A 13,168-nucleotide genomic window follows, 5' to 3' on the forward strand; every position below is an offset into this window, starting at 1 on the left:
TCCGGCGGCTGGCACGCGACTACGAACGCCTGCCCGAAACCCTGGCAGGCTTGCATTTCGTCGTCTTCGCTATGCTCATGCTTGTTCATGCCGTGCCCATTATCCAAAGTGCCTAACACGCTCTAGCGACGCTTATATAAAGTGCTCGTTGTTTTCGCGTTTTTCGTGGAAAATAATCGCGTATTCGTTCCGGATAACACGCGCATTTATGCGCCGCGCACAACTATTAAATTCGACCTATGAAGAAAATCAGAACCGTTGCCATTCTGCTGGGTTTCGTCGTGCCGTTGCAGGCATTCGCGCAATCGGCGTCCGCGCCGGACGTCAAACCCGGAGATTCGTGGACGTACGTGATAACAGTCGAAAAAGGCGCCGCGAACTGGAACCAGACGCACGACCAGGTGACGGTGCTGCGCACGACGTCGTCGCACATCTACTATGAGGCGCACCAGGCGGGCTCGACGCAGGCGCCCAAGGAACTGATCGCCGGCATGGACTGGAGCCGCGAGCGCAGCGTGAACGGCACGGAAATGGTCGTTAACCGGCCGCTGGCGTTCCCGCTGTCGCCGGGAAAAACCTGGAACATCGACTACACGGAGCAGCATCCGAACCGGGTTTTCGCTTCGCAGAAGTGGAGTTCGCAATATCGCGTGATCGGGACGGAAACCGTCGAAGTGCCGGCCGGAAAATTCCAGGCGATCAAGATCGAATCCGAGGGCGACTGGCTCGCGCAACTCGAACCGCGGCAGACCATTACACAGGCCACCCAGGTCGAGCAGGGCGATACGACCATGATGACGCACGCGCAGAAAATCGCCCCCGCGCAAGCGACGGGCCGCACCTATAAAGCGTTCTGGTATGCGCCGGAAGTCGGCCGCTGGGTGAAATCGGTGGAAGAATATTACGGCAGTAATGGTGTGCGGAGCGAGCGCTATACCAGCGAGCTTGAATCGTTTAAAAAAGGCACGCAATAATCGACGTAAAAATGTTTAAAACAGTAGCGGATTTGAATTTTATTTCGATTCAATAAAAGAGCGCAGGTTTTGATGCGCCCGCGGTTCGCGCATGGGGTGCCGTGTGAACCGCAAATCCCGATTGCGGTGGTGCGTCCGCCGTTCGCACACGCGCCTGCAAGCTGATACGCCGCTTCCGGCCCGAGCGATAAAATCGCAGCATCGTCATTGCCGCTTTCACCACGCTCGCATGTATCTACAACTCACCGGCACCAACGTGCGGCTGCTCGGCTCCATGCATCTCTTTCCCGCGACGAGCCGGCGCACGCCGCCTTGGGTCGCCGAGGCCTATGACTGGGCCGAGGGGCTGATCTTCGAATCCGACGCACCGACCATCCTGCCCTTTCTGAGGGCCGGCGCGCAGCCTGGCGCCGCGCAGTTGCAACCCTCGATGAGCGCGGACGCGTGGACGCAACTGCAAGCGCTCTGGCCCGCCGAAGGGCTGCTCGCGCCGCTCGCGGAGTTGTGTCCGTGGGCTGTGTTGATCGTCGCGCCGACGCTGTTGCAGCAGGTCGTCGACGGTGTCGAGCCGCGCATGCTGCGCTCGGCGATGGCGCAGGCCAAGCCTTGCCGGTATCTCGAGACCGCGGACGAGATAGCCGCCGCGCTCGAATCGATCCCGCTGCCGGTGCTCGGTCAGGCCCTCGAGATGCTGATGGCCGATCGCGCGGAGCCGCAGCGCACGCTCGAGCGGATGTACGCCGCCTGGATCGCGGGCGACCTCGGGGCGGTGGAGCGGATCGCCGTCGAATCGCCGATGTTCAATCTGCCCGGCATCCGTCACGCGATACTCGACGTGCGCAATCGCGCATGGGCCGCGCGTCTGCACGAGCACGCCAATGTGCGCGAGCGCACGCTCGTGGTCGTCGGCGCGCTGCATCTGTGCGGTCCGGGCAATCTGCTCGAATGTCTCGCGCGGCCGGTCGAAGCGGTACGCGAGGCGGATGCACAGGAACGCGGGGACGCCGTCTGACGCGCGACTTGCAACCGGCTTCCGCTGCGCGATCGGCTACATCGGCCGGAACTTCGGGACTTCGTTCAATTCCATGCCGAACAGCACCGCTATACACTAGTCGCTACCGACTTCGATCATCACGCCGCCAGCCGGGAACATTCCATGTCCGTTGCACCGACGCCCAGCAATGAAAGCGCCCGCCTCGATGCATTGCGCGCGCTGCATATTCTCGACACGTCGCCGGAAGAGCGCTTCGATCGCCTGACCCGTCTTGCGCGGCGACTGTTCGGCGTGCCCATTGCAGTCGTGAGTCTCGTCGATGCGAACCGGCAATGGTTCAAATCGTGCATCGGCCTCGCGGCGAGCGAAACCTCGCGCGATGTCTCGTTTTGCGCGCACGCCATTCTCGGCGACGAAATCCTGCTGGTGCCCGACACGCTGAGCGACGAGCGTTTTCGCGACAATCCGTTCGTGATCGACGAGCCGAACATCCGTTTCTACGCGGGCTGTCCGTTGCGGGTGGCGAACGGCAGCAAGGTGGGCACGCTGTGCCTGATCGACGTGAAGCCGCGCGAGCTCGATGCCGAGGAGCGCGCATTGCTGCGCGATCTGGCGCACATGGCCGAACAGGAACTGATGGCGGTACAGCTCGCCACGCTCGACGATCTGACGCTGCTCTCCAACCGGCGCGGTTTCGAGGTGCTCGCTCAACATGCGCTGAACGTCTGCAAGCGGATGAATAAATCGGCCTCGCTGCTGTTCTTCGACCTGAACGATTTCAAGCAGATCAACGACACGCAGGGGCATGCCGAAGGCGATCGAGCGTTGCGGATTTTCGCGGACGTGCTGCGCGCCGCGCTACGCGAGAGCGACGTGATCGGGCGGCTCGGCGGCGACGAGTTCGTCGCGCTGCTGACCGGTGCCGACAGCGCGGAAACGCATGAGGTGACACGACGGCTCGCGCAGTTGCTCGACGCGCGCAATGCGCAGGCACGGAGCGCCGAGGCGCGTGCTTATCAGATCCGCTTCAGCGTCGGCCAGGCGTCGTACGATCCCGCGCGACATGGCGCGATCGCCGAATTGCTCGCCGCCGCCGATGCCGCGATGTACAGCCATAAACAGGCTTCGAAGGCACGTACGGCACAGCGCGGCTAGAGCGCGGCGCAGTGAGCGGGAACGAGCGGGAACGAGCGGGAACGAGCGGCACATGCACGCGATAGCTTGCGTTGGGCCCGCACGGCATAATTGCAGACCGTTGCCCGCGCTGTCGCGCATTTTTCGAAAGCCTCCGATGACTGATTCGCAACTCACCGCCGCCGCGCGGCTCGCCCAACTCGAATGGCGCTGGAAGCCGTTCGCGGACCTCACGAGCACCGAAGTCTACGATCTGCTGGCCGCGCGCAGCGCGGTGTTCGTGGTCGAGCAGAACTGCGTGTACGGCGATATCGACGGACTCGACATGCAAGCGTGGCATCTGCTTGCCTATGGGGCCGTCACCGGCACGGCGCTGCCGCCGCTCGCCGCTTATCTGCGCGTGTTGTTGCCCGACGCGTCGGACGCCGACGTGCGCATTGGCCGCGTGTTGACCACCGCGCCGTTTCGCGGCATCGGTCTCGGCAATGCGATGCTCGAACGCTCGCTCGGGCGGATTCGCGCGCAATGGCCAGATACGCCGATCCGTCTGCATGCGCAGGCGCATCTACAGGGTTTTTATGGCGCGTTCGGCTTCGCGCCGGTTTCGGAGATTCACGACGAAGACGGCATCCCGCACGTATGGATGCGTTCTGCCTCCGCTGCCTGATCTGCCTGAGAATAAGCCCGTCGCACGGCGTGCGTAGACAGATGCGCGCGGCCGTCGATCCACGAACTCCCCGAGCCGGCATTCACCGCATCGCACCGCCGCGCGGATCAGCGTTGGCCGCTTGCCGTCGTCGCCGATGACGCATGCGCCAGCCCGCGCGAGCCCTTCGCTCGTGGGCTGGCACGCAGCCGTCCTCGCGCCGACAGGCGCATCCAGTGACGCAGCGCGATCAGCGCGCCGATCACGCTCATCATCGAGCCCGGAATCCACAGCAGCAGCCCGCCGATCTGCTGATCGCGCATCGGGCTCAGCCACGTGAACGCGCGGCCGCAGATCGAATAGATCGGATACAGCTCGTGCGACGTGAAAAAGATAAAGGCGCCGAGGATGATCTGCGGCGGAATCGCGGCGATCACGACGAGCACGCGCTTGCCCGGCGACAGACGCGCGGGCGGCGCGGGGCGCGGATCGAGCACCAGACACCAGAACAGCAGCCCGTCGATCGCCATGCTCCAGTTCATCACGCGATAGAGCCGCCAGTCGAGCATCGCGACGAAATGAACCGGCGACATCAGCCAGAAGTAGATCAGCCCGACGAACAGCGTGACCGCGACGACCGGATGCATGACGACGTCGAGCACCTTGCGCACGATCGGCGTGTGCAGCGCCGGCCGTACGAAGCGCAGCCGCCAGCGCAAGGGGATGCCCGCGCGCAGCGCCGCGCCCGGATACGACAGCGCGATGAAGAACGGCCCGAGATGATGCAGCACCAGATGCTGCAGGCGGTGCATGAAGAACTCGTGCTCGAAGAAATAGTCGAGCCGCGTATGCAGCACGATATACAGCGCCACCAGCCCGAACCAGAACGACAGCTTGCGCGCGAACGACAGCCGCGCCTTGCGCGCGCCGCGCGCGAACAGGATCGCGGGGATCAGCAACGCGATCACGACGGTCGGAGAAAACTCCCAGGGATCGAGCCAGTAGAGCAGGTTCATGGCGGGGGCGATGGCGCGGTGGTCCGATGGTACGCAACGCCGCTTACTTCGTCTGGGCCGGCGACTTGACGACGAACGGCGTGGCGAGCGTTTCGCCGTCGGAGAACTTCAGCGTCAGATGGACGGTGTCGCCCGGCGCGATCTTGTGCTTCGCGTCTTCGAGCATGATGTGATAGCCGCCCGGCGCGATCGCGGCCTGGCCGTGCGCGGGCACCGTGAGCTTGTCGACCATGACCATTTTCTGTGTCGAGCCGTTCGAGACCGTTTGATGCAGCATCGCGTCGCCGTAGTCGTCGCTCGAAATATCGACGAGATCGATCGGCTTGTCGCTCGCGTTGACGAGCGTCACGTAGCCGGCCGCGGGCAGGTTGTTCGGCAGCCAGCGCACCCATGCGTTCTTGACGCTGAGCGCATGGGCGTCCGCCGCGTGCGCGGCCGATGCGAGGCCGAACGAGAGCGCGAAGGCGCCGGCCAGTGAAGCGAACGTTTTGAGCTTGATCGTCATGATGGGATTGAAGAATCAGGAGTGGTCGTCGATGATGCGGCGCAGGTCCTGCGCGATCGCATCGGGCGTGTCGTGATCGGTGGCGAGCAGGCGCGCGCGGCCCTCGCTGTCGAACACATACACGGCGGAACTGTGCGTGACTTCGTAGTTGCCGTTGGGGTCGCGTTTTTCCATCTGATAGGCGACGCGATAGCGCTTGGCGAGCGACTCGATCTGCCAGGCGGTGCCGGTCAGCCCTTCGGCGTGCTGCGAGTCGAAGGCGCCGACGTAGTCGTGCAGCGCTTGCGGTGTATCGCGCGCGGGATCGACGGTGATGAACAGGATGCGGACCTTCTGGGCATCGGGGCCGAGCTTGCCGAGCACCTGCATCAGACGGCCCATCGTTTCGGGACACACATCCGGGCAATGCGTGTAGCCGAAATAGACGAGCGACGTGCGGCCCTTGAACGAAGCGGCGTCGATGGGGCGGCCGTCGTCGGCGGTCAGCGTGAAGTCGAGATCGGGCAGATGGCCGGTCACGTTGGTCAGGTGCCACGGTTCGGCGCGCTGCGTGCAACCCGCGAGCGCGCCGAGCACGATCAGCGCACCCAGCGTCGTGCCCAGACTTCGCGACAACCGGCGCGCGAACGACCAGGGTTGTGGTCGGGGTCGCGAGTTGGGAAGGTCAGGCTGTGGGCGCCGGGTCGAGAGGATCGGGAACAAAGCAGGGTTCAATGACTCGATTGAAGAGCGGGCAATGCATGGGGACGACGCCAACGGTGCAGGAACGTTGCGAGCGCCATGCAGGCACATAGTCGGCACGCAGCAGCAGGCACACAGCAGGCACGTTCAGCCGCGGAAAAAAACCGCATCGCGACTGCAACCCGCCACGCGTCATCGAGCGACATCGCTCAACGATGCAGCGGGCGAGCGTGGCTCATGTGGCTGCGACTGTAGCGCAAAATCGGCGAGGGCGTGGCTCGGCACAGCGGGCGTGCGGCTTGCGAGGCAATTTGACGCAGGCACCCGAAAGCCGCCTGAAGCCGGATCGTTCCACTTTTGAATGCAAGCGGCGCGACGGAGCCGGCTCATCGCCCGGCACGCCGGGGTTCCGGCTTACTTTCTCGAAAAATTGACTGATGCGCGGTAAGATGCGCAGACTTTTCCGGCTGCAGAAGGCTGAAAGGCGAACACAGTGATACAGGCACTTCCGGCAGTTCTGTCTCCTGGCGAGACAGCATTTTTCTTCGATTTCGACGGCACGCTCGTCGAACTCGCACCCACGCCGGACGGCGTGTTCGTGCAACCGCGCGTGATCGAACTGCTGCGCGAGCTGCGCAGCCTGACGAACGGCGCGGTCGCGGTGGTGTCGGGGCGCGGCATCGACAGCATCGACGCTTTTCTCGGCATGCCCGACTTGCCGGTGGCCGGCCTGCACGGCGCCGAGCGGCGCGATGCGAACGGCGACACCCAGCGCATCGGCTTTCACGACGAACGGCTACTGCGCATGGAGCAGGTGCTTGCGCAGGTCGTCAACGACCATCCGGGCATGCTGCTCGAAATCAAAGGCGCGGCGCTCGCGCTGCACTATCGCAACGCACCGGACCGCGAGCCGGTCGCGCGCGAGGCGACCGAGCGGCTCGTCGCCGATTACCCGGGCTCGTACGTGCTGCAGCCCGGCAAGATGGTCTACGAGATCAAACCGAAGGATGTCGACAAGGGCCGCGCGACCCGCGCGTTTCTCGACGAGCTGCCGTTCACGGGCCGCACGCCGGTATTCGCCGGCGACGATCTGACGGACGAGAAGGGCTTCGCGGTCGTCAACGAACGCGGTGGATTGTCGATCAAGGTCGGCGCCGGAGAAACGACCGCGCATGCGCGCGTCGATTCGGTGACGGCACTGCTCGACTGGCTCGAAACGATTGTCGCCGCGGCGCGCGCAACGTGATGCCCGCGCCGCATCGCTCCACGAAAACAACACATTGCCTCGGGAATCGTGCTTCATGAGCCGACTGATCATAGTTTCGAACCGGGTTGCGCCCATTTCCGAGGGCGGCCCGGCGGCGGGCGGTCTCGCGGTCGGCGTGTACGACGCGCTCAAGGAGACCGGCGGCATGTGGTTCGGCTGGAGCGGCGACGTGCTCAGCTCGGGCCAGCCGCAGATCAAGCTCGAGGAGCGCGGTCCGGTGACCTTCGCGACTGTCCCGCTGATGCGTCGCGACTACGACCAGTATTACCGCGGTTTCTCGAACGCGACGCTATGGCCCGCGTTTCACTACCGCGCCGATCTGCTGCAATACGACCGGCACGATTTCGGGGGCTATTGCCGCGTCAACGGGTGGCTCGCGCAACAGCTCGTGCCGCTATTGCGCGAAGACGACGTGATCTGGGTCCACGACTATCACCTGATCCCGTTCGCGCAGGCGTTGCGCGCGGCCGGTGTGAAGAACCGCATCGGCTTTTTCCTGCACATTCCGTTTCCGGCCTCGCAGGTGCTGCTGGCGGTGCCGCCGCATCGCGAACTGGTCGAGGCGCTCTGTTCGTTCGATCTGCTCGGCTTCCAGACCGCGCCCGATCTGCGCGCGTTCTGCGACTACATCGTCAACGAAGCGGGCGGCACGGTCGACGCCTCGGCGCAGGGGCCGTTGACCGTGCATGGATTCGGCCGCACGCTGCGAGCGTCGGCGTATCCGATCGGCGTTTATCCGGACGAGATCGCCGAACTCGCGAAAGCGGGCGAGCGCGGCAAGCCGGTACGCACGATGAAGGCGACGCTGCATGCGCGCAAGCTGATCATGAGCGTGGACCGGCTCGACTATTCGAAGGGGCTCGTCGAGCGATTCCGCGCATTCGAGCGCCTGCTCGAACAGTCGGCCGCGCAGCGCAACAAGGTGTCGTTCCTGCAGATCGCCCCGCCGACGCGCGCCGACCTGCACGCTTACCAGGACATCCGGCTGCAGCTTGAAGGCGAGTCGGGGCGCATCAACGGACGTTTCGCCGAGTTGGACTGGACGCCGATTCGCTACATTCACCGGCAGTACGAACGCTCGGTGCTGGCGGCGCTCTTTCGCGCCGCGCATGTCGGCTACGTCACACCATTGCGCGACGGCATGAACCTGGTTGCGAAGGAATACGTATCGGCGCAGGACCCGGAGAATCCGGGCGTGCTCGTGCTGTCGCGCTTTGCCGGCGCGGCGCAGGAGCTCGACGGCGCACTGATCGTCAATCCGGTCGATATCGACGGGATGGCCGAAGCGCTCGCAAAGGCGCTCGGCATGCCGCTCGCGGAGCGCCAGGCGCGTTACCGCGACATGATTGCGCAACTGCGCGAGAACAATGTCTCGGTGTGGCGCGACAACTTCATGCGCGATCTGCAGAACGTGAATGGCGCGACGCGCGCTAAGAGCGGGAAGGTGGTTGCGAAGAAGAGGGCGGCGCGCGAAGGCGTGGCCGGTTAGATTCGATAACGCAATCCGATGCGCTCAGACCAACAAAAAAGCCGCTCTATCGAGCGGCTTTTTTGTTGGCGAGGCGCCGTGGCGTAACGTGACGCGGACGGCTGCGGATGCGTCAGGCCACGTGCTGCTCGTCGATTTTCTTGCCGCCGATATGCAGCGTTTGGCCCTTGCCGTACTGCTTCGCGAGCAGGTCGCGATAGAGGCCCGGGCGCTGGCGCAGTTCTTCCGGGCTGCCGTCGTCGATGACCTTGCCGGTGCTCATCACGATGATCCGGTCGAAGTTGTTCAGCGTCGACAGCCGGTGCGCGATCGCGATCACGGTGCGGCCGACCATCAGCCGGTCGAGCGCTTTCTGGATCGCTTCCTCGGATGCGCTGTCGAGCGCCGAGGTCGCTTCGTCGAGCAGCAGGATCGGCGCGTTCTTGAGGATCGCGCGCGCGATCGCGATGCGCTGGCGCTGGCCGCCCGAGAGCTTCACGCCGCGGTCGCCGACGATCGTGTCGTAGCCTTCCGGCATCGCCTCGATAAAGTCCGCGCAACGCGCCTCGCGCGCGGCGGCGAGCACTTCCTCGCGGCTCGCTTCGGGGCGCCCGTACGCGATGTTCTCGTACACCGAGCGATGGAACAGCGAAATATCCTGCGGCACCAGCGCAATGGCGTGGCGCAGGCTGTCCTGGGTGATCGAGGCGATGTCCTGGCCGTCGATCCTGATCGCGCCGCCCTGGGTTTCATAGAAACGCTGCAGCAGCGCGAGCACGGTCGACTTGCCAGCGCCCGACTTGCCGATCAGGCCGACGCGCTGGCCCGGTTCGATATTGAGGTCGAAGTGATCGAGAATCGGCCGGCGGCGCGGGTAGGCGAACGTGACGCTGTCGAATGTGACGCGGCCGCCTTGCGGCACGAGTTCGGTGGCGTCGTCGCGATCGGGCATGCCGTGCGGTTCGAGCAGCGTGCGTACGGCTTCTGCGAGCCGCGCGATGTGCTGCGTGACGTCGACGAGCGCGACTGCCAGGTCGCGCGTGCCGTGCAGAATCGTGAAGCCGAGCGAGCTGACGAGCACGATGTCGCCGGACGTCGCCTTGCCTTGGTCCCACAGCCACAGCGCCCAGCCGAGCAGACCCGCCGAGAGCAGCGCCGTAATTACCGCGTGCAGCAGGCGCAGCTTTTCGAGGTAGAGCAGGCTTTGCTCGCGCGCTTCCAGTTCCGACTTGACCGTCGCGGCGAAGCGCCGCTGCTCGCGAAACGTCATGCCGAACGCGCGCACGAGCCCCATGTTGCTGATCACGTCGACGAGCTCGCCGTCTACCGACGCTGCCTTCGTCGCGAAATGGTGATGACGCGCGGAGCCGCGCCCCGCGAGCTTGTACAGCACGACCGAGAGGATTGCGGAGCACAGCATCAGGCCGGCCGCCATCAGCGGATTGACCGCGATGATCATCACGATGGCGCCGAGCACCGCGATGCACGGCGGCAGCACGTTCCAGGCGGTGGTGTTTTCGGCGGTGTAGACCGCGTTCGAGGTGGCGGTGATGCGGCTCGCGAGCATGCCGGGCTGCTTTTCGGCGTAGTAGGTCGGCGAGTGTCCGCTCAGATACTGGAACAGGTCGCGCCGCAAATCGCCGGTCACGGCGACGAACGTATGCGCGGCGACCCAGCCGCCGACCCGCCACAGCAGGTTGTCGGCCGCGATCAGCCCGACGAGGATCGCGAATGCCCCCCACAGCGGGCCGGGATGGTGGCGGCCTTCGCCGAGCACGTCGATCAGATGCTTGATCGCGTATTGCGAGGCGAGCGCACAGCCCACGGCCGCAAACACGCTGCACAGCACGATCGCATGCGCGAGCGGGTGGCGGCGGATAAAGCGGAAGAGAAACGCAAGCGGCCGGTGCGCATAGCTCGCGAGCTTTGCGTTCTGGGCGTTACGCTGGGCGATGGTCAAGTGTTCCAATTGAGAATTGAGCTGAGGTCGATGTGTTGCGGGTTGTGCCTGCAAAGCGCGGGCCACACGGAAAAACATGGCTCTGCGCGAAGCCGATGCTTCGCATTGTAAACATGCAAAAGCGATTGCGCCCTGTGAATCCGGGCATTGGCGCGATTGATTTCGCGATGGACCTCCGCGATCTGCCATGTCTCGGACCGGCAGCGAGCCGGCGTTGCACGCAGGTTGCGGACAATTTCGGGATATAATTACAGATTGCATTCAGTCGCGCCGCGGCATTTCTTCGGTGGCCGCCGGCAAGATTGACGCAGAGAGCTTACAGACATCGCAAACGCGAGTGACCGAAAACCTGCTGTCACTCTAGAACTGTCTTATAAAACATGGGTTTGCAAAGTGTTTCGCGTTTGTAACAACGTAAAGACTTTGAAATGTTGTGCTGCGGCAAGAATGGCAGCGCCGATAATGCGTGCTCGTCGGCCCGGCAACGCTTAGGACGGTTTTTTAACAGTTTGTCAACGTAGGTGTCGCATGCGCGTTTACTCGCACATGCGCGGACGGTGATGCACTGGTCTGGGCTCATTACCAAGCGATTCATCGCAGGATTCCTCGAAAGAATCAGGCCCGCGCCGGCATGTCCGGCCAGATGGCCCTGGCGAGCAAGCGAGTCGCTTTTTCCAATCGCAGTACTTTGCCTGATTTTTTACTAGGAGTTCGTCATTATGCGAATCGCTCAAATCGCTCCGTTGCACGAGGCGGTTCCTCCCAAGCTGTATGGTGGTACGGAACGCGTGGTGTCCTATCTGACTGAAGCGCTGGTCGAGCAGGGCCACGATGTCACGCTTTTTGCGAGCGGCGATTCGCAAACCTCGGCGAAGCTCGAAGCTTTCTGGCCGCAGGCGCTGCGCCTCGACCCGACGATCCGCGACGTGATGGCGCCGCACATGCTGCTGCTCGAAGAAGTGCGCCGCCGCGCGGACGAATTCGACGTACTGCACTTCCACATCGACTATTACCCGTTCTCGCTATTCGCGCGTCAGCCGGTGCCGTTCGTGACCACGATGCACGGCCGTCTCGATCTGCCGGAGCTGCAGCCGATTTTCAACACGTTCAGCGACGTGCCGGTCGTGTCGATCTCCGATAACCAGCGCCTCCCGCTGCAACAGGCGAACTGGCTGCAAACCGTCTACCACGGCCTGCCGGAAGACGTGCTCACGCCGATCCCCGACGTCGAACCGGGCTACCTCGCATTCCTCGGCCGCGTCTCGCCGGAGAAGGGTCTCGACCGCGCGATCCGTATCGCTGGCCAGGCTGGCATGAAGCTCAAGGTCGCCGCCAAGATCGACAAGGCCGACCGTGCCTATTACGAAGAAGTGATCAAGCCGCTGATGGCGCTCCCGCACGTCGAGTACATCGGCGAAATCGGCGAAGCCGAAAAGCGTGAGTTCCTCGGCAACGCGCATGCGCTGGTGTTCCCGATCGACTGGCCGGAGCCGTTCGGTCTCGTGATGATCGAGGCGATGGCCTGCGGCACGCCGGTGATCGCGTTCAATCGCGGTTCGGTGCCGGAAGTGATCGAAAACGGCGTGTCGGGTTTCGTCGTCGAAGACGAAATCAGCGCGGTCGCGGCCCTCAAGCGTCTGCACATGCTGCCGCGCGCTGGCGTGCGCAAGGCGTTCGAAGCCCGCTTCTCGTCGAAGGTCATGGCGCGGAACTACGTCGCCACGTACGAAGAGCTGCTGCGCCGCAAGCATCGCACGGTGCTGCGCGAAGCCAACGCCGGCTGATCGTTCGAGCCGCGACGCTTGACTCGCTGTAGATAAAACCCGGCGGCAGGACACGCTTCGCGCTGCCTGTCGCCCTCCGCAACGCCCCGTCAGCACCGCGCCGACGGGGCGTTGTTGCATACGCGCCGCGTTTTTTGCCATTGAATGACCCAAAATGCGGTTTTCCGCGCGGCGCGAACGAGCCACTCTCGGTAATATCCCTATAATTGCCGTGCCGCAAATTGGGCTGCGGCGCCGCCGACGACAGGACAGGAGGATGCCTTGGCGAGAACGAAAGAGACGCGCGCGAATGCTGCGCCCGGCGCCGGAACGATTTTCACGTTGCGCGCCATCGGTCTCGTGCTCGCCGCCCGCTGGCTTTTCTCGATGTCGCAGATGGACCTCACAGCCGCTGTGACGTCGATGGCGTCCTCGCCGTGGGCGTGCATCAACCTCGTTTTCCTGTTCCTGCTGATCTTCCTGCCGGGCGCGCGCGCCGTCGCCGAGCGTCCGTTCCATCCGCTGCCGCAATGGCTGCGTCAGGCCTTGCGCCTGTTCGCCTTGCTCGGTTTCCTGTTCGCCGCGTGGTCGGTCGGCGCGTTCGTCGCGAGTGCCGGCTGGCGGCGCGCGTTGCAGGCGGTCGCGGCGACCAATGGCTGGCTGCTGGCCGCGCCGGTGCTTTATGCGGCCGTGATCTGGATCTGCCGGCCCTTGCCGCTGTGGCGCACCAATGTCGCCGCGCGGCGCTTCGCGATTGGCC

The 13,168-nt window shown here is 64.2% G+C and carries 11 protein-coding genes and 2 pseudogenes; 9 read left to right on the forward strand and 4 right to left on the reverse strand.

Annotation, left to right across the window (positions count from 1 at the left end; all coding sequences use genetic code 11):
• The 5 genes and pseudogenes from F3J20_RS31010 to F3J20_RS31030 all read left to right on the forward strand — a co-directional run.
• A pseudogene (locus F3J20_RS31010) lies at positions 1-116 on the forward strand (IS5/IS1182 family transposase); the annotation flags it as partial.
• 123 nt (positions 117-239) lie between these two features.
• The gene (locus F3J20_RS31015) at positions 240-974 is read left to right on the forward strand and encodes a hypothetical protein (protein ID WP_167042987.1); all 735 of its coding nucleotides are present in this window, start codon (positions 240-242) and stop codon (positions 972-974) included.
• 229 nt (positions 975-1,203) lie between these two features.
• Complete coding sequence (locus F3J20_RS31020) at positions 1,204-1,986, forward strand: TraB/GumN family protein (RefSeq protein ID WP_167042990.1); 783 nt, start codon at positions 1,204-1,206, stop codon at positions 1,984-1,986.
• Between the two features lie 144 nt (positions 1,987-2,130).
• Positions 2,131-3,123 carry a sensor domain-containing diguanylate cyclase gene (locus tag F3J20_RS31025; protein WP_167285772.1) on the forward strand — a complete coding sequence of 331 codons (993 nt, stop codon included), beginning with the start codon at positions 2,131-2,133 and terminating at the stop codon, positions 3,121-3,123.
• A gap of 136 nt (positions 3,124-3,259) precedes the next feature.
• Complete coding sequence (locus F3J20_RS31030; RefSeq protein WP_167042994.1) at positions 3,260-3,769, forward strand: GNAT family N-acetyltransferase; 510 nt, start codon at positions 3,260-3,262, stop codon at positions 3,767-3,769.
• Between the two features lie 107 nt (positions 3,770-3,876).
• Here F3J20_RS31030 and F3J20_RS31035 read toward each other — a convergent pair whose 3' ends face one another.
• From F3J20_RS31035 to F3J20_RS31045, 3 genes are read right to left on the reverse strand one after another with little or no spacing between them, the layout of a single operon-like run.
• On the reverse strand, positions 3,877-4,764 hold the full coding sequence (locus F3J20_RS31035) for a cytochrome c oxidase assembly protein (RefSeq protein ID WP_167285773.1): 888 nt from the start codon (positions 4,762-4,764) through the stop codon (positions 3,877-3,879).
• Between the two features lie 43 nt (positions 4,765-4,807).
• Entirely contained in the window at positions 4,808-5,269 is a 462-nt protein-coding gene (locus tag F3J20_RS31040; RefSeq protein WP_167042998.1) for a copper chaperone PCu(A)C, read from the reverse strand.
• Between the two features lie 15 nt (positions 5,270-5,284).
• Positions 5,285-5,884 (reverse strand): SCO family protein, encoded by a 600-nt coding sequence (locus F3J20_RS31045; protein WP_167043000.1) that lies wholly within the window; start codon positions 5,882-5,884, stop codon positions 5,285-5,287.
• A 562-nt stretch (positions 5,885-6,446) separates the two neighbouring features.
• Between F3J20_RS31045 and otsB the strand changes: the two genes are divergently transcribed.
• The gene (gene otsB / locus F3J20_RS31050) at positions 6,447-7,196 is read left to right on the forward strand and encodes a trehalose-phosphatase (RefSeq protein WP_167043241.1); all 750 of its coding nucleotides are present in this window, start codon (positions 6,447-6,449) and stop codon (positions 7,194-7,196) included.
• A 55-nt stretch (positions 7,197-7,251) separates the two neighbouring features.
• On the forward strand, positions 7,252-8,706 hold the full coding sequence (gene otsA / locus F3J20_RS31055) for an alpha,alpha-trehalose-phosphate synthase (UDP-forming) (protein WP_167285774.1): 1,455 nt from the start codon (positions 7,252-7,254) through the stop codon (positions 8,704-8,706).
• 112 nt (positions 8,707-8,818) lie between these two features.
• Here otsA and F3J20_RS31060 read toward each other — a convergent pair whose 3' ends face one another.
• On the reverse strand, positions 8,819-10,654 hold the full coding sequence (locus F3J20_RS31060) for an ABC transporter ATP-binding protein (protein ID WP_167285775.1): 1,836 nt from the start codon (positions 10,652-10,654) through the stop codon (positions 8,819-8,821).
• 710 nt (positions 10,655-11,364) lie between these two features.
• Between F3J20_RS31060 and F3J20_RS31065 the strand changes: the two genes are divergently transcribed.
• Both F3J20_RS31065 and F3J20_RS31070 read left to right on the forward strand, forming a co-directional pair.
• Complete coding sequence (locus F3J20_RS31065; RefSeq protein WP_167043006.1) at positions 11,365-12,429, forward strand: glycosyltransferase family 4 protein; 1,065 nt, start codon at positions 11,365-11,367, stop codon at positions 12,427-12,429.
• A 261-nt stretch (positions 12,430-12,690) separates the two neighbouring features.
• A pseudogene (locus F3J20_RS31070) lies at positions 12,691-13,168 on the forward strand (hypothetical protein); the annotation flags it as partial.

The organism is Paraburkholderia sp. Cy-641 (genome assembly GCF_011752945.1).
Lineage (GTDB): Bacteria > Pseudomonadota > Gammaproteobacteria > Burkholderiales > Burkholderiaceae > Paraburkholderia.